General features: G+C 70.3%; 11 protein-coding genes. 7 read left to right on the plus strand and 4 right to left on the minus strand.

What is annotated here, in order from left to right:
• The first annotated feature begins 2 nt into the window (after nt 1–2).
• On the plus strand, nt 3–11,330 hold the full coding sequence (locus tag ACWD35_RS26835; RefSeq protein ID WP_451353842.1) for a LysM peptidoglycan-binding domain-containing protein: 11,328 nt from the start codon (nt 3–5) through the stop codon (nt 11,328–11,330).
• A gap of 20 nt (nt 11,331–11,350) precedes the next feature.
• On the opposite strand, the gene ACWD35_RS26840 is transcribed toward ACWD35_RS26835, so the two are convergent.
• A complete protein-coding gene (locus ACWD35_RS26840) occupies nt 11,351–11,770 on the minus strand; it encodes a MarR family winged helix-turn-helix transcriptional regulator (protein ID WP_451353843.1) in 420 nt (139 codons plus the stop codon).
• Between the two features lie 100 nt (nt 11,771–11,870).
• Here ACWD35_RS26840 and ACWD35_RS26845 point away from each other — a divergent pair, with 100 nt between their 5' ends.
• Complete coding sequence (locus ACWD35_RS26845) at nt 11,871–12,692, plus strand: SDR family oxidoreductase (RefSeq protein WP_451353844.1); 822 nt, start codon at nt 11,871–11,873, stop codon at nt 12,690–12,692.
• A gap of 98 nt (nt 12,693–12,790) precedes the next feature.
• Here the strand turns inward: ACWD35_RS26845 and infA are convergent, their stop codons facing one another.
• Together infA and ACWD35_RS26855 are read right to left on the minus strand one after the other, a co-directional pair.
• Entirely contained in the window at nt 12,791–13,015 is a 225-nt protein-coding gene (infA, locus tag ACWD35_RS26850) for a translation initiation factor IF-1 (RefSeq protein ID WP_362922832.1), read from the minus strand.
• A gap of 56 nt (nt 13,016–13,071) precedes the next feature.
• Nucleotides 13,072–13,869, minus strand: coding sequence for a GNAT family N-acetyltransferase (locus tag ACWD35_RS26855; protein ID WP_451353845.1), 798 nt, complete (start codon nt 13,867–13,869; stop codon nt 13,072–13,074).
• Between the two features lie 264 nt (nt 13,870–14,133).
• On the opposite strand from ACWD35_RS26855, the gene ACWD35_RS26860 reads away from it, so the two are divergent.
• From ACWD35_RS26860 to ACWD35_RS26880, 5 genes are all read left to right on the plus strand, one after another.
• A complete protein-coding gene (locus ACWD35_RS26860; protein ID WP_451353846.1) occupies nt 14,134–14,676 on the plus strand; it encodes a hypothetical protein in 543 nt (180 codons plus the stop codon).
• A 179-nt stretch (nt 14,677–14,855) separates the two neighbouring features.
• Nucleotides 14,856–16,145 (plus strand): acyl-CoA dehydrogenase family protein, encoded by a 1,290-nt coding sequence (locus ACWD35_RS26865; protein ID WP_451353847.1) that lies wholly within the window; start codon nt 14,856–14,858, stop codon nt 16,143–16,145.
• 85 nt (nt 16,146–16,230) lie between these two features.
• The gene (locus tag ACWD35_RS26870) at nt 16,231–17,448 is read left to right on the plus strand and encodes a CaiB/BaiF CoA transferase family protein (protein WP_451353848.1); all 1,218 of its coding nucleotides are present in this window, start codon (nt 16,231–16,233) and stop codon (nt 17,446–17,448) included.
• Between the two features lie 61 nt (nt 17,449–17,509).
• Nucleotides 17,510–18,289: a crotonase/enoyl-CoA hydratase family protein gene (locus tag ACWD35_RS26875; RefSeq protein ID WP_451353849.1), complete on the plus strand. Its 780-nt coding sequence runs from the start codon at nt 17,510–17,512 to the stop codon at nt 18,287–18,289.
• Between the two features lie 9 nt (nt 18,290–18,298).
• Nucleotides 18,299–19,246 (plus strand): 3-hydroxyacyl-CoA dehydrogenase NAD-binding domain-containing protein, encoded by a 948-nt coding sequence (locus ACWD35_RS26880; RefSeq protein ID WP_451353850.1) that lies wholly within the window; start codon nt 18,299–18,301, stop codon nt 19,244–19,246.
• A gap of 1 nt (nt 19,247) precedes the next feature.
• Here the strand turns inward: ACWD35_RS26880 and ACWD35_RS26885 are convergent, their stop codons facing one another.
• Nucleotides 19,248–20,543 carry a PucR family transcriptional regulator gene (locus ACWD35_RS26885; protein ID WP_451353851.1) on the minus strand — a complete coding sequence of 432 codons (1,296 nt, stop codon included), beginning with the start codon at nt 20,541–20,543 and terminating at the stop codon, nt 19,248–19,250.
• Nucleotides 20,544–20,606: the final 63 nt, after the last annotated feature.

Below are 20,606 nucleotides of genomic sequence, written 5' to 3' on the forward strand. Positions count from 1 at the left end.
ATATGTCACTCGACGGCATCTACGAAGCGTTTCGAAACGCTGCATCGTCCGGCCGGCTCCGCGGCGACGCACCCACCGGGCTCTCCGGTCTGCTGGGTTCGCTCGGCGTCGACCAGCTCGAGGTCCGTGATGGCCAGGTGTCCATGGGGCCGGACAGCGTCTGGCTGACGGCCACCACGGACTGTCTCAACACTCCCTGGACCATGCGGCTCACCGGAACTCCGCAGGCCGGGACTGACGTGGCGGCCCTGCGGCTCGAACTCGGCAGCACGGCGGCGACTACGACGTGGACGTTCGAGGATGCGTTCGGCGAACTGCCGGACAGCCGCCGCCCCGCCAAAGGCACCACCGGCGCACTGATCCTCGGGGCCGGCGTGCTCGGCCCGCTCATCCTGGAGCAGCCTGCAGTCACGGCCACGAACGTACCGGCCGGCACGCCACCGCGGCTGTCCGGCACCCTGCTGATGCGCGGCAGTGTCTCGGTGCCCGGCAGCGACATCCTCACCGGGTACGCCGCCTTCCTGGGCGACCGGCTCTACGTCGACGGCTCCGTGACGTTCCTGCCCGACGCGCCGCCGGTCCTCGAACTGCGTGCCGTCGCCCCTGGTGTGCGCCTCCAACTCGCCCAGTTGGACGTCTCCGCGGTCGGTCTGACGCTGACCACGGACTACCCGGACCCGTACCCACTGCCCGCCGCGGGGGCGCGGCGCTCGGCAGTCCTGATGTTCGCCGACGTCACATTGCCGACCAAGCCGGAGGAGATCGTCACCATCAGCGGCCCGCTGGTCTTCGGAGACTATGTCTGGCCGCTGTCCATCGATTTCGCCACCCCGCTCGGGCTGGAACAGGGAATCCAGGCCCTGATCGCGATGACCGGCGCGGACGGCACGGACTTCACGCTGCCCAGTGGCATCGCGCCGATCGACGTGTTCGGCCTGAAGGGCCTCGGCTTCGGCATCCTGCCGGCTTCCGGCAACCCCGGCCCCGGCCTGTCGTACACCACGGTCCGCATCGAGTCGAAGGAGCCGTGGGACCCACCGGTGCCCTTCCTGACCATCGAGCAGGTCGGCACCAGTTGGGTGTTCAGCTTCGATCCGTCCGGCCGGACGCTGGTCACCGGTGCGGTCTACGGAACGATGCGGTTCGGCGAGAAGAGACGCTCCTCGTTGGGCGCCGCGGGCCCGTACGTCGTGGCGGCGGAACGTGGCAGCCTGACCGGAGCAGGCCTGGACGACATCGTGGTGGCCGTCCAACTGACGCTGCCCGACCTGGCGTTCACCGCAACCACCAAGGAGCCGTTCGACATCCCGATCTCGCAGGTGTTCCGCGCCTTCTTCGGCGGTGACGGACCGCCCGTGGGCGCCGGTCTGACCTGCGATTCACTGAACATCTACGCCTCGCTGCTGCGCAAGGAGTACTCGGCCGCGCTGGCCGTCAGCGGCGACTGGCCCATCAAGGCCGGCAACGTCACCCTTGCCTTGATCGGGTTGCAGCTGCAGGTCCAGGTATCGCAGAACAGCGTCTCCGGCCTGATCGTCGGCAAGGGCGAGATCGCGGTTCCAGACGCTGCGCCGATCGAACTGCTGGCTCGGGCGGAGTACCCGGGCGACGGTGCCTGGGTCTTCGGTGCGATGATGGCCGGCGCCGTCGACCTCCCGCGTCTGGTCTACGGCCTGCTGGGCCAGAAGCCGGCCCCGTGGGTGGACGAGATCGCGATCGAACTCGCCGACCTCGGCGTCCGGTTCAGCACCGCACCCGGCTACCCGTACGCCGCCTCCGGAACCCTTCGGGTGACGGTCGGCGAGACGCTGCTCGGCATGACCTTGCGGCTGCTGCTGACTGCCGACATCGAGCGCAGCCTGCGCACCACGCCCGCTGACGAGCACCTGGCGATCGCCCTTCGCGGCACCCCGCTGGTGGAGCCGCTGACGGTGCTGACCGGAAGCCTGTCCGGATCCTTCACGCTCAACAAGCTGGAGATCACCGCCTCGGTGTCGGTCACCGACGCGGGCAAGGACTACACCTTCGAAGTCGCCTACGGTGAACTCTCCTTGAGCGCGGCGACGTCCTGGATCGGCGAGGGGACCGACCGACACCGGATCCTCACCCTCCGCCTCACCGGCACACTCGGCGAGCTGGTCACGTCCCTCGTCTCGCTGGCCAACCCGAACGCGACGTTCCGGCTCGACCCGCCCTGGGACTTCCTCAACAGCATCAACCTCACCGGTCTGGAGCTGACCATCGACCCGACCAAGCAGAGGGTCGCCGTCAAGCACGACCTGAAGCTGGACCTCGGATTCGTCAAGATCCAGTCCGTCGGCCTGAGTTACGACCGCTCGACCGGAAGCCCCGCGGTGAACATCGCGCTCGACGCCCAACTGCTCGGGGACAGCGCCGCCAAGCCGCTGACCTGGGATCCGGTCACCCAGGCACCGCCCCAACCAGGCGGCCTGGGACAGAAGTTGTTCTCGCTGCGCTACCTGGGCCTGGGGCAGCACGTCTCGCCGAAGAACCTCACCCAGTACACCAGTATCTCCGCCGTGGTCGACGCGATGGTCGCTGCGATGCGACCGGTGAATCCCGCAGCCGGCAAGCCGCCGATCAACCCGGCGACGATGGTGTTCGACGCGTCCAGCCAGTGGCTGTTCGGCATCGATGCCACATTCATGGACACGGTCGCGGTCAAGCTGGTGATGCACGACCCGGACCTGTACGGCATCCTGCTGGCGCTGAGCGGTCCGCGGGCGGGCTCGCTCGCCGGGCTGAGCTTCGAGCTGCTGTACAAGAAGGTCACCGACGACATCGGAGTCTTCCACGCCCGGCTGCAGATCCCCGACGCCTACCGGCAGTTGCAGTTCGGCGCGGTGTCCGTGACCCTCGGCGTGATCACCGTGGACATCTTCACCAACGGCAACTTCCGGATCGACCTCGGATTCCCGACAGACCGCGACTTCACCAACTCGTTCGCGATCGAGGCCGGTATCTTCAACGGCCGGGGCGGCATCTACGTCGGCGTGCTGAACGGCGCCACCTCCAGCCGGGTTCCGCGCATCACCAACGGGACGTTCAGCCCGGTCCTCGAACTCGGTGTCGGCCTGTCCATCGGCGTCGGACGCACCTTCCAACGCGGCCCGCTCCAGGCCAGCATGTACGTCAACCTCGTGGTGATCTTCGAAGGCGTGCTGGCGTGGTTCCACCCCGACGAGGACGGCAGGAGCACCGAGCTCTACTACGCGTGCCGGGGCACGGTCGGCATCGTCGGCCAGCTGTACGCGACGGTCGACTTCAAGGTCGTCCGGCTCGACCTCAACCTGCAGATCTCCGCGATGGCGACCGTCGAACTGGCCGCGTACCGGGCGACCGTCGTGGCACTGAAGCTGTCGGTGCGGGCCAGCGCCAGCGTGAAGATCCTGTTCATCACGGTCTCGTTCTCGTTCTCGCTGACGCTGGAGACCTCGTTCACGATCGGCTCCGACAGCACGCCGCCGTGGCGGCTCGCCCCTGGCGTCGCCCGCCGCAGCCTCACGGCCCGCAGAGCACTGGCCGCGTTCGCGGCAGCGGAACAGCCGCCGTACCGGCTGCACTTCGACCCGAACGCGCACGTCTTCCCCGACGGCCGACCGCGGACCGCGGACCTCACGCTCGTCCCCGCCTACACCATCGCGAACGTCCCGGTCGACTGGACCGGCCGGACGCCGCCGTCGAACGACGAGCCCGACTACCGACTCGTCGTCATGCTGCTCGCCGACAACGCCGTCCCGGTGGACGCGGTCACCATCGCCCACACCGAGCGGCCCGACGTGTCGCGCAACCCGCGCGCGGACACAGCCGCCGACACGTCGTTCAACCGGCTCGCCGACGGCCTGCTGCGCTGGTCCCTCGACGCGCTCGGCGTCTCCTCGCCGACGGTCACGCTCGACGAACTGCTGGAGCTGGTCGAGCAGTTGGCCCTTGTCGAGGCCGAGAACGACGGCTTCACCTGGACCAACATCCAGGGCTTCCTCACCAACAACATCCACCTCCGGATCAGCGGCACGCCGACGGGTGACACGGCCGACGACGTCTCCGGGACGCCGTTCCCGATGATCCCGGTACTGAAGTGGACCTCGACCGGCCTGCCCGACCCGGCGGACCGGGACCGCGACTTCGCGACCTACCAGCAGATCGACGCGACGTACGAGGCCGAGGCGGTCGCGTACTTCGCCGAGCTCGACCCGGTCCCGCCGGGCGACCGCGCCTCCTCCCTCGCCGTGGCGGATGAGCCCAGCGCATCCATGGCGACCTTCGTGCTGCGCGACTACCTGCGCATGGTCGCCCGCGCCACCGCGCAGGCCGCCGTGAACCTGCTGACCGTGTTCCCCCACGAGGTGAAGGAGAAGGACTCGCTCCACTCCATCGCGGCGAGCTTCGGGACGGCCACCACGCCGTACGAGGTCGCCGCCCGGGACAGCGCGGACCGCCTCGCCTCGTCCCTCGGCGTATCGGCGGCCGAACTGCTGGCACTCAACCCCGGCCTGCCGGACCGGCTGACCGCCGCGCAGGCCGGTGACACCCTCACGGTCACGCTCGGCGTCACGGCACAGTCGATCGCCGTCGCAAACCCCAACTGGCCCGTCGCCGCGGACACCTCGGTCACCCTGGGCACGTTGCCGGTGCAGCTCGGCGCGGGCCAGTCGCTCGGTCAACTGGCCCACGCCTACCAGGCCGACCCGGCCGCGCTGCTCGACCACCTGCGCGACGCCACCCCGCTGCTGCGCGCCGGTGCGACCGTGCCGCTGCCCGGGTTCGTGCACGCCGGGCTGTCCGTCGACGACACCGCGGCGGTCTTCTACGTCCGGCTCGGGCTGACGCAGCCGGGCGAGGTGCCGCTCGCCGACTGGTACCAGCAGGCGATCGACCGGCTCAACGGCAACCCGGCGCAGCCGCTGCCCCCGACCCTCAAGGTGCCCGACGCCTACCAGAGCACCACCACCCTCACCTGGACCACCCTGCCCGGCGACACCGTCCTCGATGTCGCCGCGTACGCCGCGCTGATCCAGAACGTCGTGCCCGGCACGCCGTTCGCCGACTGGCTGGAGGCGGTACGCAGGGCGAACGAGCCGGTGGACCCGGAGGGCGTCCACCTTCCGGCCGACGCCACGGCCATGGTCCTGCCCAACGACACGCTCCGCTCGCTCCAGGACCGGCTCCTGCTCCCCACGGATCGGTTCGACACTTACGCCGCCGCCGCGGACGCGCTCGTACCACTGGCCACCGTCGAGGTGCCGGGCGCGGTCGGCACGACGGCCTCCGGTCTCACCCTGCTGACGCTGGCCCAGCGGTACGGGCTCGGACTCGCGGACCTCGCCGAGCGGATGGCCTTCGACACGGGCGTGCTGGCCGCCCAGCCCGAGCGGCGGCTCACCGTGCCCGACGTGCCCGTGATGGCCGTGGACGAGCTCATCACCGCGATGCACGACGGCCCGGCCATGTCGACCGTGAGCGGCCAGGTCGCGCGGTTCGCGCTGGGCGGGTTGCGTCTGCCCGCGCCGGTCCGGGTCGACGGCGAGTACCACGCCGTCGGGCCGATGACCGGTGGCTACGAGCTGATCGGCCAGCAGGTCACCGGCCCGCCGCCGCCCCCGGCCGGTTCAAAGGACCCGGTCGTGACCATCACCGTCGACAAGGCTGTGCCCGCCGACTGGCTGACCTTCGCCGACTCGGCCGTACACGAGGGCGTGATCCGGCTCGACGCCACCGAGGCCGACAAGGCGGTCATCTCGATCACCGCCGCCGACCTGCGGGACAAGTACCCGGCGACCGGTCTGGTGCCCGTCATCGAGAGCCCTCTCGCGGCCCTGCCGCTTTCGCACGAGATCGGCGCACGCCACGCCGTCACGCAGGTGATCCCGTGGCAGACGACCACCGCCGTCCAGCTACCCACCGAGCCCTCCGGCCCACCCTCCCTGTGGCCGCTGCCGAACGACCTGATCGCGCGCGCCGGGTCGGACCGCAGCGACTCGGAGTTCCTGCTGGAGCAGACGACACCTCAGACCGGCGCGGACGCCCGCTACACGGAGCTCGGCTCCTACGCGTGGGCGACGCTGGTCTCGTTCGCCGTCCGCCGCGTTCCGGGCCTCCCGGGGACGGTCGAGGTGCTCGGCGCTGACACCGCCGACCGGCAGCGGATCGCGCAGCTTCTGGAGTACCTGCGTAGCATCCCCGAGAAGCCGGCGACCGGCGCCTTCCCACCGGCGCCGCCCGGCGAGCACCCGCTGCTCACCCTGCTCTGGAAGCTGCCGCCGTCACCCGGCCTCAGCCCGGGTCTGACCTCGACACCACTCGTCGCCGACCGGACCTTCATCGTCCAGACGAACCTGTCCACCGAGACGCGCAGCGGTCCCACGGCCGAAAGCGCCACCGCGGGGCAGCACTTCGCGGCCCTCGCCGACTGCGAGCGGTTCCTGACGCTGCTGTGGGAGTGCAGCGTCGTGGGCGGTGGCGGCTACTGGATGCAGTACCGCGGCGAGGTGCCCGACTCGATCTTCGACCAGGACGGGCTTGCCCAGCTGTCGCTGCTGGTCCAGCTCTCGTCGCAGAGCGCTGCCGCACCGGACCGGCACCTGTTCGCCTTCACCAACGTCGCGGTGGTCGGGGACGGGGTGGATCCGGCGTCGGTCGCGCTCGCCGCGCGCGCGGTGAACCCGCCCGAGCTGCGGCCCGCCGCCTCGGTCGACCCCGGTCAGGTCGGGTTCACCGCGCGGTTCGCCAACCCGCAGGCCGACGACACCCCGCAGGGCCGGCTGCGCCGTCTGTACGGGCTGCTCGGTTTCCAACTGGACCCGAAAACGGGCTTCCGCGGCAGCGGCGAGGGCCGGGCGGTGTCACCGAAGCCGGCGGACGGTACCGACGAACTCGGGTTCCTGGTGGCGAGCGAGGCTGCCGAGGAGGTCTGGGACCTGACCCGGATCGTCGACATCAGCCGGTTCGCCGTAGAGCACGGCCCGGCCGTGCCCACGGCACCGCCCCCCGAGGGCAACCCGTACGCCGGCATCACCGCAGGCGCGAAGAGCCAGGTCTCGGTGTGGTTCGAGGACGTGTTCGGCAACCGGTCGGGCAGTCCGGACCAGACCCCCGTGCCCGTCCGCTACACCGACCCGGTCATCGGCGTCGGCGCCTGGCCGTCGACCACCCTCCGCTACACCGTCGAGCCATCGGGCGTCCTGGCGGACCTCGCCGTCGACGTCGGCCTCCAGGCCGTCACCTACCAGCCGGGCGCAGCCGACCCCGGCAGCGCCGCCGCCGACGCGGCGATGCGCGACCGGGACCGCCTGGTGCCGGTCTACTACCAGGTCATCCAGCCCGACATCCGGGCTGCGCTGCTCACCTCGCTCCAGCAGAAGCCCGGATCGGCGCCCACCCCGCTCCCCGTCGACATGGTCGTGCTGACCCGGTACGTCATCGGTGCCCACGCGCTGCTCGACTCGCTCGCAAAGATCGCTTCGGCACCCGCCGCCGACGCCGCGACCCTCGACAGCCTCTGCACCACGTACGGCGTCGGCTTCGACGAACTGGGCGCGGCGAACGCGGACGCGGTCATCAGCGCCGTCCTCGACGCCGGTGAACTGGCGGTACCGGTGAGCGCGGCGTTCCGCAACCAGGACACGATCGCCGGGTTGTGCGCCAGGGTCGAGCCCTCACTCGACCCGGAACAGGTGCTGCTCGACGAGGACAACACCGTGCTGCCGCTCAACCCGTCCGCCGAGCTCGTCACCCCGCCGCGCAAGGCGGTGGTGCCGCCCGACTCACCGCAGGCGGGCGAACTCGCGGCGGCGCTGCGCTGCACCCTCAGAACGCTGGTGACGGCCAATCAGGACCGCCCAGGGCTGCTCACCCCGGGGTTCGTCTTCGACTGCAACGGTGTCAAGGTCCAGGTCTCGTTCGACCGGCCGGCCAGCGAAGCGACGCTGGCGGGCGTCGAGTCGGCGTTCCGGGACCTCGGTGTCCCGTTCGACGCCGCGCAGGTGGTGTCGCTGAACGCGGACAAGCCGGGCATGTTCCGTGCGGGCGCGTCCCTCGAGGTCACCGGCTACCTGGTCGAGAGCGGCGACACCCTGCGCGACAACCGGGCAGGCCTCACACCCGACCAGCTCGCGCCCCTGAACACCACGACCGTCGACCTCTTCACCCCGGGCACCCCGGTGTTCCTCACCACGACGCCGACGCCCGTGCCGGCGGGCGACACGCTCGGGCACTTCGCCGCCGTCAACGCCACCACACCCGGCGAGCTGCTGCGGCACAACGGCTCGGTCGCCGTCTCGGCCGGCTCTCCCCCGGTCGTACCCGGGATGTGGGCGTGGCCTGCGGACCCCGACGCCCTGCGGGTGCCGTACACCGTGCGCGAGGGCGACTCGCTCGCCGTCCTCGCCGCACACTTCCCCGGTGCCGGCCTGGTCGAAGTCAACGCCGGGATGCCGGAGACCATCGCGTCCGGCGTCACCATCACGGTCGGCAGCAAGTCGGTGACGACGGCTGCGCCCGCCTCGTTCGCCGAGGTCTGCGCGCTGTTCAGCCCGCCGGTCGACCTCGCCGCACTCGCCGCGGCAATCGGTGAGCGGACCGACGTGCTCGCGACCGGAGCGCTGCTGGTCTGCCCGCCCGGCGTGCTCCCCGCGCAGTCCGCAGCGGCCGGAGTGACACCGCAGGAGGCCGCCCAGCGGTTCGGCGTCACCGCGGTCGCGCTGCTCGCCGCGAACGCCGGCACGCCGGGTCTGCTGCTGCCAGGGCAGGTGCTGCGCGGGCAGCAGCCGGGCGCGGAGGGCACCGCGCCCACCGAGACCACCGCGGCCTGCGACACGCTGACCGCCGTGGTCGCGAGGTTCCGTCGCCGCGGCGTGACGACCGGCATCGAGGCCATCGTCACGGCGAACGCCGACACCGGATTCCTGCGCCCCGGCGCGCGCGTGGTGGTCCCACCGGCCACTGCCCGCCTGACCGGCCGGCTCGGCAAGTCGACGCCGGACGGCGTCCAGTGGTCGTTTCCCGAGCCCGTCTTCCCGGTCACGGTGGCGCTGGATCTCTTCCGCGAGCCCACACTGGTCGACCCGGCACTCGCCGCGTCCGCGACGCGCGAGGCGACCGCCGTCCCCGCCGGCCGCAGCACCGACCCCGCCCAGAACGATGCGCTCACCCTGGCGGCGTTCGCCGAGCAGGTCCAGCGCGCGGTGCCGGTGCTGCGGCTGGCGACGGCGCCGGGCCGGACGTCCGACACCGATGTCTGGGCAGTCGTCTTCGGCACCGGTGGCATCGAGAGGGTCAGCATCGAGCCCCCGATCGAGGTCGCCGGCACCATGCAGCCGCGCACCTTTGCGATCCGCCCGCTCGCCACCACGCTCATCGCACGGCAGCAGGTGTACACCCCCGGGTTCGACGTCCGGACAGGTCTGCTGACCGAGGGGCAGACCCGCGACTACCAGGGCATCGACCTCGAGCTCTGGGCGCAGGGGTTCCTCGCGGACGTGGAGCTGCTGCTGTCGGCCGCGTACGTCCAGGGTGCGTACGAACTGGGCCGGAACGTGCTCGACGAAATCATCGGCATCAAGAAGACACTCGCCGGGGCTGTCGCGGCGGGCCTGGACTACGTCCTCGCCGGGGAGGCGCCGGACGCCGGATCCGATCCCAAGCGCGCGGCGGCTGTCGAACAGCTGCGCCAGGAGCTGCTCGTCTCGCTGACCCGCGGCTACGCGACCTCGGCCGTGGTCCAGTACGACACCAGCGCGGCCTCCCCGTGGGCCGACCAGTACGCGCGGCTGTCCGGTAACCCGGTCGTCGGCTACGAGAACGTCCCGGCACACCTGCGGACCGCGACGGTGTCGAACGGCAAGGTCCCGCTCGCCGACGGCGACTCGCAGATCAGCTTCCTGGTCACCGTCCCCGACGTGGCCGCGCACGCCGCGCTCGACCTCACCCTGGACTTCTCCGGTGTCGAGCTGGAGTTCGGGATCGAGCGGGAGATCGAAGGCTACGACCGGTCCGACTGGCTCACCTTCGTCACGCCGCTCGCCTCCGGCTCGGTGCCCGCCCTGAACTTCGACCTCGGCGCGCCGCGGGTGCCGATCCCGCTGCGCGCGTATCCGCCGATGCCGATCCTGCTCGACCAGCACGCCGACGTCCCCACCTCCGCCGCCGGGCTCAGCGACGCACTGTACTGGCAGTACCGGTTCTCGGTGCAGCACCAGTCGGCCGAGCAGGACACCGTCGAACTCCGGGTCACCTACAACCAGTCGAGCCGCACGCCCGCCGGCGCACCGGACGACGACTTGTTCGGTGCCCTGGCGCAGTACACCGCGGTCTCCGCTCCGCTGCTCGGCCTGCTCGCCGGGCTGACCGACTGGGAAGGCGCCGACCCCGACAGACGCACCGCCATGACGAACGCGCTGGGCACGTACCGGACGCTCGCCGCCGCCGTCGCGCAGGCCTGGACCGCGCACTGGGCAGCCGGTCCCGCGCCTGTGCGGGTGAGCGCAGCCACGGCGGGTGGACCGGTCCCGCACATCTACCGGTACGCACTCGGTCTCGACGCCGAGAACGGCTGGTACGCGACGCTGCGGCTGACCCGCACGGTGGAGTCCGGCCCGGGCGAGGCGGGCTGGCCGGAGAAGATCGTGTGCGTCACGGCGGCCGGTGAGCGCCACGAGCTCACGCCCGTCGATCCGGAGGTGTGCGGGTGCGCCGACGCCGACCACTGCCGGTGCTACGCGTTCCCGCTCCAGGCGGTCGAGGCGTTCACGCTGCTCACCTTCGAACTCAGCTTCCCGCGCGTCCACATCGCGGCCTACCAGAGCGCGTCGGCCAGTGCCCAGGTCACCCGCAACGCGCAACTGCTCGGCGAGGGCTGGCCGGACACCGTGCCGTCCTTCGTCTACCGGACGCCGGAGGTCGGCTACTCCGAGCCGGTCGTACCGTTCATCGACCTCACCGGCGCCATCGCCATCGGCCCCTGGGGTCCGCCCGACCACAATCCGCTCGCGCCGATGTTCGACACTGTCTTCGACGCCGACCCGGCCGGTCGGACGGTCGCGATCGGCGCGCGGTACGAGTACACCCTCGTCGCCTGCGACCAGCCGGTGTCGGCGCTGCTGCCGGTCGTCCAGTCGACCGTGGGAACGTACGGCTCGGCAACGGTCCCGACGCTCACGCAGGCACTCGTCGACTGGAGCGGGCGCGAGCAGCCCGCGACGGAGGGCGGGGCCTGGGCCTTCCGGCTCAGCCTCTACTCCTCCGTCGACCCGTCACTTCAACGGCCCGTGTTGCAGCTCAAGCACCTGTCGTCCGAGCTCCGGGACCGCTGAGTCCATGCCTTCGGCTGCTGTCATGTCTCCAGGATCAGTTGCAGCAGCTCGCGCAAGCTCTCGCGCTGCTGCGTGGTGAGCCGGGCCAGGGGTTCGGCGGCGAAGGGCATGCGGGCGCGGAGGTCGGCGGCGACCGTGCGCCCGGCCGTGCTGGCGGCGACGCGCTTGACGCGGCGGTCACCCGGATCGGGGCTGCGCTCGACCAGGCCGCGGGACTCCAGCCGGTCGATGATCACGGTCACATTGGACGGTTCCGCGTGCAGCCGGTCCGCGATGTGGCGCGTCGGGACGGGATCCCCGGCGGCGAGCAGCGCCTTGGCTTGGAGCGGGGTCATGTCGTGGGCCGCCGCCGCGGCCTCGGACTCTTGGGTGTAGCGGCGGTTGATGGCCGCGAAGAGGCCGACGATCTCCCTGGTGAGCTCATCCGGTTGGTTGGACATGACACCCAGCCTACCGATGTGCTTGACATCATGAAATATCTCGACGCATAGTTATGACTCATAGTAGTCATGGATCATAAGTAAGGCAGGATCATCCCCGATGAGCACCAAGACCGTCTTGATCACCGGCACCTCCTCCGGCATCGGCCTGGCCACCGCCGTCGCCGCCGCACGCGGCGGCTGGCGCGTGATCGCCACTATGCGGGACACGGCCAAGGCGGGCCCGCTGCTGGCGGCGGCCGAGGCAGCCGGGGTCGCCGTCGACGTCCGGGCCCTGGACGTGACCGACCCGGCCACGGTCCAGGAGTGCCTGGCCGGCCTCGACCGGCTGGACGCGCTCGTCAACAACGCGGGCGCGGGCCACGTCGGCACCCTGGAGCAGGAGAGCGTCGAGGACGTGCGCGCCGTCATGGAGGTCAACTTCTTCGGCGTGCTGCACGTCACGAAGGCCGCCCTGCCCCTGCTGCGGGCGAGCAAGGGCCGTGTGCTGACCGTGACCAGCGTCGGCGGAGTGATCGGCCAGCCCTTCAACGAGGCGTACTGCGCCGCCAAGTTCGCGGTCGAGGGCTTCATGGAGTCCCTCGCGCCGGTCGCGGCCACGGTCGGCGTGTCCGTCAGCGTGGTCGAGCCGGGTGCGGTGGCCAGCGAGTTCGTCAGCAACGTGGGCCTGGGAGACGACGCACTCGAACAGGCCGGGCCGTACGCGCCGGCCCTGTCCGCCTATCTGGACCGCACCCGCGGCGCCTTCGCCAACGCGCAGACGCCGCAGGATGTGGCAGCGCAGATTGCCGACCTGCTCGCGGCCGAGCGCCCGGCCTTCCGGGTGCTCACCTCCGACACCGCGCGCGCCTTCGCCGGGACGAAGCTGAAGGACCTCGACGGCTCGACCGTGCAGGCGCTGACCAGCACGTGGGTTGCCTAGAGAACGTATCCGGCAATTGATCGCCAGGAGTGAGCTCGGACCCCTACGGCCGGCCAACGCAGGGCTCGTTCCTACGGTTGGCCGGCCTGCTCCTTCCGCTACGCCCTGTACCGGTAGCGGATCCGGCCGCGGGTGAGGTCGTAGGGGCTGAGTTCCACGAGCACCCGGTCGTACGGGAGGATCTTGATGTAGTTCTTCCGGATCTTCCCGCTGATGTGGGCGAGCACGGTGTGCCCGTTCTGGAGCTCCACCTTGAAGGTGGCATTGCGCAGGCACTCGATGACGGTGCCTTCGACTTCTACGCCCCCTGCTGCTTTTGTCACGGTCTCTCACTTCTCCCGTTCGGTGACGGTGTAATTGGTAGGAATCGAATGCGGCGTCAGCGGCGGACGAGCTCCAGCGTCCTGGCCGCGCGCCGGGCGCCGATGCTCTCGAACAGGGCCGTGGCCGCCGCATTGGACTCGTTCACCTCAGCCCATGCCGAAGCGGTCCCGGAGCGGTGCAGCGAACCCAGCGCGTGGGCCAGCAGCGCCCGGGCGATACCGCGGCGATGCCTGTCGGCCCGGACGGCGATCAGCCCGATCCGTGGCTGCCGGATCAGCGGCGCCACCCGGACCAGTCCCACGTACTGGCCGAAGTGCCGCGCCACCGCGTACTTCGACGGGTCGACCAGGGTGGTCCCCGCCGGGCAGGGCAGCACCTCGGCCGGCATCGTGTGCCATCCGACGGCGGCCTCGACCTCGTCGCGGATGATGCGGTCCAGGGCGCGCAGCGGGCCTTCCTCCGCCTCACCGGAGGGCACGATCGTCACGCCTGACGGGGGCCGCATCGAGCCGAGCCCGGTGACCTGCGGGTCGGTGGGGACGAGATAGCCCCACTCGCGGCGTCCGGCGGCGAAGCCGACCCGCTCCCAGGCGGACCTCGAATCGTGGTCGGCCTCGTCGACGACGGTGTACAGCGGTGTGGGCAGGTCCGCCAGCATCGCGTCGGCGATGCGGTCGAAGACCGCGCCGTGCCACGCGTCGATGCTGATGAAGAGCCGCCCGTCGGGTCGTCGCGAAGCGTCGCCGCGGCCGACCGTCCGGTCATCCTCCACGGCGTGCCACTGCATGTCCGAAACCCGCGTGACCGCGACCGCGTGGTTGCCCGCACCCGAAGGGGAATGCACAAAGTTCACAGGTGTTGCCTCTCAGGAGTGCCTTGTCTGAGGCGCTCCCGGCGACACCTACGTCAATCGCCCACCGTGACGAAAAGGGGGAGCACCCACACGGATACAGCCTTCATGGGTCTCACCTCCTCGCGTTGTCTCACGGCTGCCCAGACGGTACCAACGGAGGCCGGTCGGCCCAACCCATTTAAATCCAGCCGGGGATCGGGCGCTTGACACTGCGGCAACGGCCAGCCCTGATGGGATGATCGCAAACGGCTTCAAGGGGGGTCTGTGGATCTCGGCTCAGTGATCATCGCTGTGGCAGGTGTGGCCGGCACACTGGGTGGGTCGTTTCTCACCCAACGAGTCGGCGAACGGGCAAAACGTCGGGAGATAGAGCTGATTCGCGACCACGACGAGGCTCGCGAGAACCTGCTCCTCCGACGCACCTGCTACGTGGAGCTCAACCGGGACGCCCGTCAGTTCACCACAGCGCTCAACCACCATCTGCATGTCATGCGGGAACGCAGCATCGAGGAACCGGACAGGAACGCGCTCGATGAAGCAAAGAGGATCCATCGCGATCGGTACTCCGAAGCACAGATGATCGCCCCCGGCGAGGTGCTCGCACGTGCCAGTGCGGTCAATCAAGCCCTGAACAAGGTCTACGGCCAGGTCAAGCGCCTCGAACGCGGAGAGCCCGCGCCCGGGGAGACGCCGGCCACTGCGGCCCGGGCCCAGGCGGAGATCTGGGACATGCTCCGGGCCATGAGGAGCGCCATGCGCCATGACCTCGGAGTGCACTCACAGAGTGACGACGAGACCACGAGGTGAGCTCACGGCTGAGAGCTGACCAGTGGCGGCCGTCCCGGGCAAACAGGCCACGAGTATCAATTTTCACCTGAAGTTGGTGCTCTGCGCCTAATGCCCGTCTTGCGGTCGACTCCTAGCGTCGTTCTCAGGGACGCGATCAGACGCGATCCGATTTCCGCAGCCCGGAAGGAACGCAGCATATGAACGCGACACACGGCATGGCGGAAGGCATGGGCGAGGGCGTCCTGGGCGCTGTGGGCCCGAACGGGAACGGGCAGGTGGTACAGCCGCCGGTGCTGGGCGGCCCCGAGCACTCCGACTACTACCTGCTGGGGGACCTCCTCACGGAGGAGCAGCAGCGGCTCAGGCACGAGGTGCGGGACTTCATGGACCGGGAGGTCATTCCGGTGATCAACCCGTACTGGGAGCGTGCCGAGTTCCCGCACGAGCTAGTGCCCAAGCTGGCGGAGCTGGGTATCGCGGGCTTCCAGATTCCGGGCTACGGCTGTCCGGGGATGAGCAATGTGACGGCCGGGATCGTGATCCTGGAGCTGGCCCGCGGCGACCTGAGCATGTCCACGTTCATGGGGGTCCACTCGGCCCTGGCCATGACCTCCATCGCCCTGCTGGGCTCGGAGGAGCAGAAGCAGCGGTTCCTGCCCCCGATGGCGCGGATGGAGAAGATCGGCGCGTTCGGCCTGACCGAGCCGGCCCACGGCACGGACGTGGTCAAGCTCCAGACGGAAGCCCGCCGGGACGGTGACTCCTACGTGCTGAACGGGTACAAGCGGTGGATCGGCAACGCCACCTTCGCCGACTACGTCATCATCTGGGCCCGCGGGGACGACGGGCACGTGGGCGGTTACATCGTCGAGAAGGGCACGCCCGGGTTCGACGCCCAGGCCATCGGGGGCAAGACGGCGCTGCGCTGCGTGCAGAACGCCCAGATCTCCATGAAGGACGTCCGGGTGCCGGCCGGGAACAAGCTGGCCGACGGCAAGACCTTCCGGGACACCGAGCAGGTCCTGCTGGCCTCGCGGTACTGCGTGGCCTGGGAGTCGATCGGCGCGGCCATCGCGGGCTACGAGACGGCCCTGGCGTACGCCAAGGAGCGCAAGCAGTTCGGGATGCCGCTGGCCGCCTTCCAGCTCATCCAGTACCGGCTGGCGCGGATGCTGGCGGACATCACCGACATGGTGTGCATGCAGTTCCGGCTCGCTCAGCTGATGGACGAGGGCAAGTACTCGATGCCGCGGGTGGCCCTGGCCAAGATGCACTACACCGAACGGGCTCGGGCCATCCTCTCCGACGCCCGCGACATGCTCGGCGGCAACGGGATCATCCTCGACTACCACGTGGCCCGGCATCTGTGCGACATCGAGGCCATCGACACCTACGAGGGCACCGACACGGTTCAGGCACTGATCGTCGGCCGTGACATCACCGGATACAACGCCTTCGCACCCGCGGCGCCGGCGCCGGCCCACTGACTCGCCCGGCCGTCGCACCGGCGCCCCGGCCCGCCGGGGGTGCCCACCGGCGTCGCGCGCGAGCCGCGCCGAGAAAGGATCCGTCATGGCGGACACACCTCTGCTGGAGGGACTCCACGTCGTGGACATCGCCAGCTTCATCGCCGGCCCCGCCGCGGCCACGATGCTCGGCGACTTCGGCGCCGATGTCGTCAAGGTGGAACCACCCCACACCGGCGACGCCTATCGCGCGCTCAGCCGCGTCCCTCCCAACCCCCGCGTCGACGGGGTCAACTACCCCTGGCAGCTGGACAACCGCAACAAGCGCAGCATCGCCCTCAACCTCAAGTCGCCCGGCGCCAGACCCGTACTGGAGCGGTTGGTGAAGTGGGCCGACGTGCTGGTCACCAACTTCCCGCCCCGCACCCGGGCCAAGCTGGGCCTGGACTACGACGACCTGGCCCCCCTCAACCCCCGGCTCGTGTACGCCGACGTCACCGGCTTCGGCGAGGAGGGCCCGGACGCCCACCTGCCCGGCTTCGACGTGACCGCGTACTGGGCGCGCAGCGGCCTGATGGACTACACGCGCCAGCACGACGGGGCGCCCGCGATGCCGGTGTTCGGATCGGGCGACCACCCGACGGCCGTCTCCCTGTACGCCGCCATCATGACCGCGCTGTACCGGCGGGAGAAGACCGGCGAGGGCGCCCGCGTCACGGCGTCGCTGATCGCCGAGGGCGCCTGGGCGGCGAGCATGTGGCTGCAGGCCGCACTCGTCGGCGGCAAGGCCCCCCGGCCCGCCGACCGGACCGACCCGCCGAACGCGCTCGCCAGCGCCTACCGCACGGCGGACGACCGCTGGCTGCTGCTGGCCTTCGCCAACGAGGACAAACAGGTCCCCCTGTTCCTCCAGGCCATCGGCCACCCCGAGGCGGCGCAGAACCCGGACTACGCCGACACCCCGAGCCGCCGCGCCCACTCGGCAGAGATCGCCGCCCTGCTCGACAAGAACTTCGCGACCCGGACCCTCGCCGAATGGCGCGAGCTGCTCGACGCCGCCGGCCTCACCTACGGAGTCGCCCAGACGATCGAGGAGTTCGCCCGCGATCCCCAGCTCACGGCCAACCGCATCCTCGTCCCCATCGAGGACGGCAGCGCCGAACCGCACCTGACCGTCGACAGTCCCGTACGACTGGACCAGGAGCGGAAGGTCCCGCCGCGCCCCGCCCCCGACCTGGGCGAACACACCGACGCGGTGCTCCACGACCTCGGCTACGACGACGCCGCGATCGCCGAGCTGCGTGGTTCGGAGGTGGTCGGCTGAGGGCGCGGCCCCGAAAGGAACGACACGGGGGACACGTGGAGAGAAGAAGGGAACCGGCATCATGACCCAGGCTTCGGGCACCCCCGCGGTGCGCACCGAGCAACGAGGCAGCGTCTTCGTGATCACCATCGACCGGCCGGTGGCCCGCAACGCCATCGACGGCGCCACCGCGCGGGCGCTGGCCGCCGCCGTCGACGAACTCGAGTCACGCGACGAACTTCTGGTCGGCATCCTCACCGGAGCCGGCGGCGTCTTCAGCGCCGGCATGGACCTCAAGGCCTTCGCGCGAGGAGACACCCCTGTCGTCGAAGGACGGGGCTTCGCGGGCATCACCCGCATCAACATCAAGACCCCGCTCATCGCCGCCGTCGAGGGCTACGCGCTGGGCGGCGGCACCGAGATGGCCCTCGCCTGCGACATGATCGTCGCCGCCCGGGACGCCATCTTCGGCCAGACCGAGGTCCACTACGGCATCGTGCCCCCCGAAGGCGGCATGGTGCGCCTGCCCGAGCGCATCCCCCGCAACATCGCCCTGGAACTCCTGCTCACCGGCGACCCGCTGCCCGCCCCGCGCGCCGAGCAGCTCGGCCTCGTCAACCACCTCACCGAGCCGGGTGAGGCACTCACCCAGGCCATCGAACTCGCCAACCGCGTCGCGCACAACGCCCCGCTGGCCATCGCCGCCGTCAAACGCGTCGTCAACGAGCGGACGGCCTTCAGCGACCAGGACGCCCTGCGCGAGCAGGACCAGTTCGTCGAACCCGTGCTCGCCTCCCTGGACGCGAGGGAAGGCGCCCTCGCCTTCGCGCAGAAACGCTCACCCCACTGGCAGGGCCGCTGAGGAGCCATCATGAACGGCACTCCCGCCGTCCCCCGCTCCGCTCCGGGGCCCTGGCAGAACGTCACGGTCGTCGGGGCAGGGGTCATCGGTGCTTCGTGGACCGCTCTGTTCCTCGCCAAGGGACTGACCGTAACCGTCAGCGACCCGCTGCCCGACGTGGACAAGCAGGTGGGCAACCAACTGAACGAGGCCGTCCCCGCGCTGCGCGCGCTCGGCCTGCCCACCGACGGTCTGGACCGTAATCTGCGCTTCGAGGCCGACCTCGAGCGGGCGGTCGCGAACGCGGACGTCGTCCAGGAGAACGGCCCTGAACGCCTGGAATTCAAAAGGGACTTGTTCGCCCGCATCGAGCGGGCCGCCCCTGCCGACGCTCTGCTGCTGAGCTCCACCTCCGGCATCCGCGCCACCGACATCGCGCAGGCACTGGAGCAGCCCGGACGACTCGTCATCGGCCATCCCTTCAACCCTCCGCACCTCGTCCCGCTGGTGGAGGTCGTCGGGGGTGAGAAGACCGATCCGGATGCCGTGCAGCGCGCCGTCGACTTCTACACGGCGCTCGGCAAGAAGCCGCGCGTGCTGCGCAAGGAGGTGCCGGGTTTCGTCGCCAACCGGCTGCAGGCCGCGCTCTTCCGTGAGGCGGTAAACCTTGTCCTTCAGGGGGTGGTGACCGAGTCGGAGCTCGACGAGATCGTCACGTCCTCCATCGGCCTGCGGTGGGCCGTCGCCGGCCCGTTCCGCAGCTTCCACCTCGGCGGCGGCCCCGGCGGCCTGCCGGCCTTCCTGCAGCACCTCGGCCCCGCGCTGGAGAGTCAGTGGCGTGACCTCGGCAGCCCCCAACTCGACGTGGCCACCGTGAAGTTGCTCTCCGAGCAGGCTCGCTTCGGCGCGACCGTCGAGGAGTTGCAGACCGCGCGGGACGCGGCGCAGATCAAGGTCATGCGCGTCCTGGACGAATGAGTTATTCGGGCTGGGGGTTCTTCCTGAGCAGCACCGAGCCCAAGTGCTCGACGGCGAGCAACGCGACGTCCAGATCGGTGCGCCGTTCCTGGACCGTGTGTCCCATGGCCTCCTCGGCCTTGCGGATGCGGTACTGCACCGTGTTCCTGTGCAGAATCTGCCTGCTTGCGGCGGCGGTGTAACTGCAGCCCGTGTCGAGGAAGACCCGCAACGTCTCCCGCAACCGTGCGGAAGGCTCGTCGTCGTCGGCCAACGGCCCGAGTACGCTCCACACCCACATGCGCAGGTCGTCGATGTCCGCACTCATCATGGCGATCGGAGCGACCCGCGCATAGGTCGTGCAGCGGCAGTCGGCCATCGCGGCAAGCTCCTGTATGCGCAGGGCCTGACGGTGCGTACGGCGGAATCCCTCGATGCCCGGCTCCACGCTCCCGGCGCCGACCCGCACGGAAGGGTCGGTGTCCTCGACCGCACTCGACAGCCGTGTCCAGGAAACGCAGCCGCGTGAGCCCAACGGCAGCCAGGCCCAGGCCGCGGTTCCGCCCTGCGGGACGAACAGCGGCCTGGCGGGGCAGTGGAGCTTCCGCGCGAGGTCGCTGGTGAACCGGTCGAGGCGGGCCACTTCGGCACTGTCGTGTGCGGACGCGGGCAGCCAGGCCACCAGCCCCAGGTGATGCTGGCGCAGCCGGTAGCCGAGGGCCGACTCGGCCTGATCGAGGTCGACTTCCCGCTCGGCGAGTATGTCGCGCACGCGTGCTGTCGTCCGCCCGGCGCACTCGTTCGGCAGCCAGAGGTCCCGTTCCCGTTGGTGGACCTCGACGAGCTGCTCGGTGATCCGGTCGATGTAGTCGAAGCTCAGCGCCAGCATGCGCGAGGTGGTCGCGGCGGAGGTCTCCTCGTCGCCGCACTGGCGATGAAGTTCCTCAAGGCACGCCTGCAGGAAAAGCCGGTGCCCGATTCTGTAGGCCCTGATCAGCGCATGGACGGGAGTATCGCGCTGGGCCAGTCTCCTGGCGTATTCGTGGGCCGCCGCGGGTGCTTCGACGGTGTCCAGCGGCAGGTCGTACTCGAAGACGTCCAGCAGTGTCGCGACATTCGCCGTCATGCTGGCCTGCAGGAGCCCGACGACGCTGCCGTCGCCTCTGAGCGGCCCGATTTCGGACATCAGATGTTCCCGGATGCCGCAGCCGACGTCGGACAGGCGTGACCTCATGTTCGCCGCGACGACGGACAGCACCTTCTCGGTCTCGGGAATGGCCCCTGCCATGTCTGTGAGCCCGTCCCCCTGCGCGCTCATGTCGATTTCCCTTCGACTGCGAGCTTCTTTCAGGGGACCACACACCATCGGGAAGCGCAGCTC

The sequence above is a fragment of the Streptomyces sp. NPDC002671 genome (assembly GCF_053592475.1).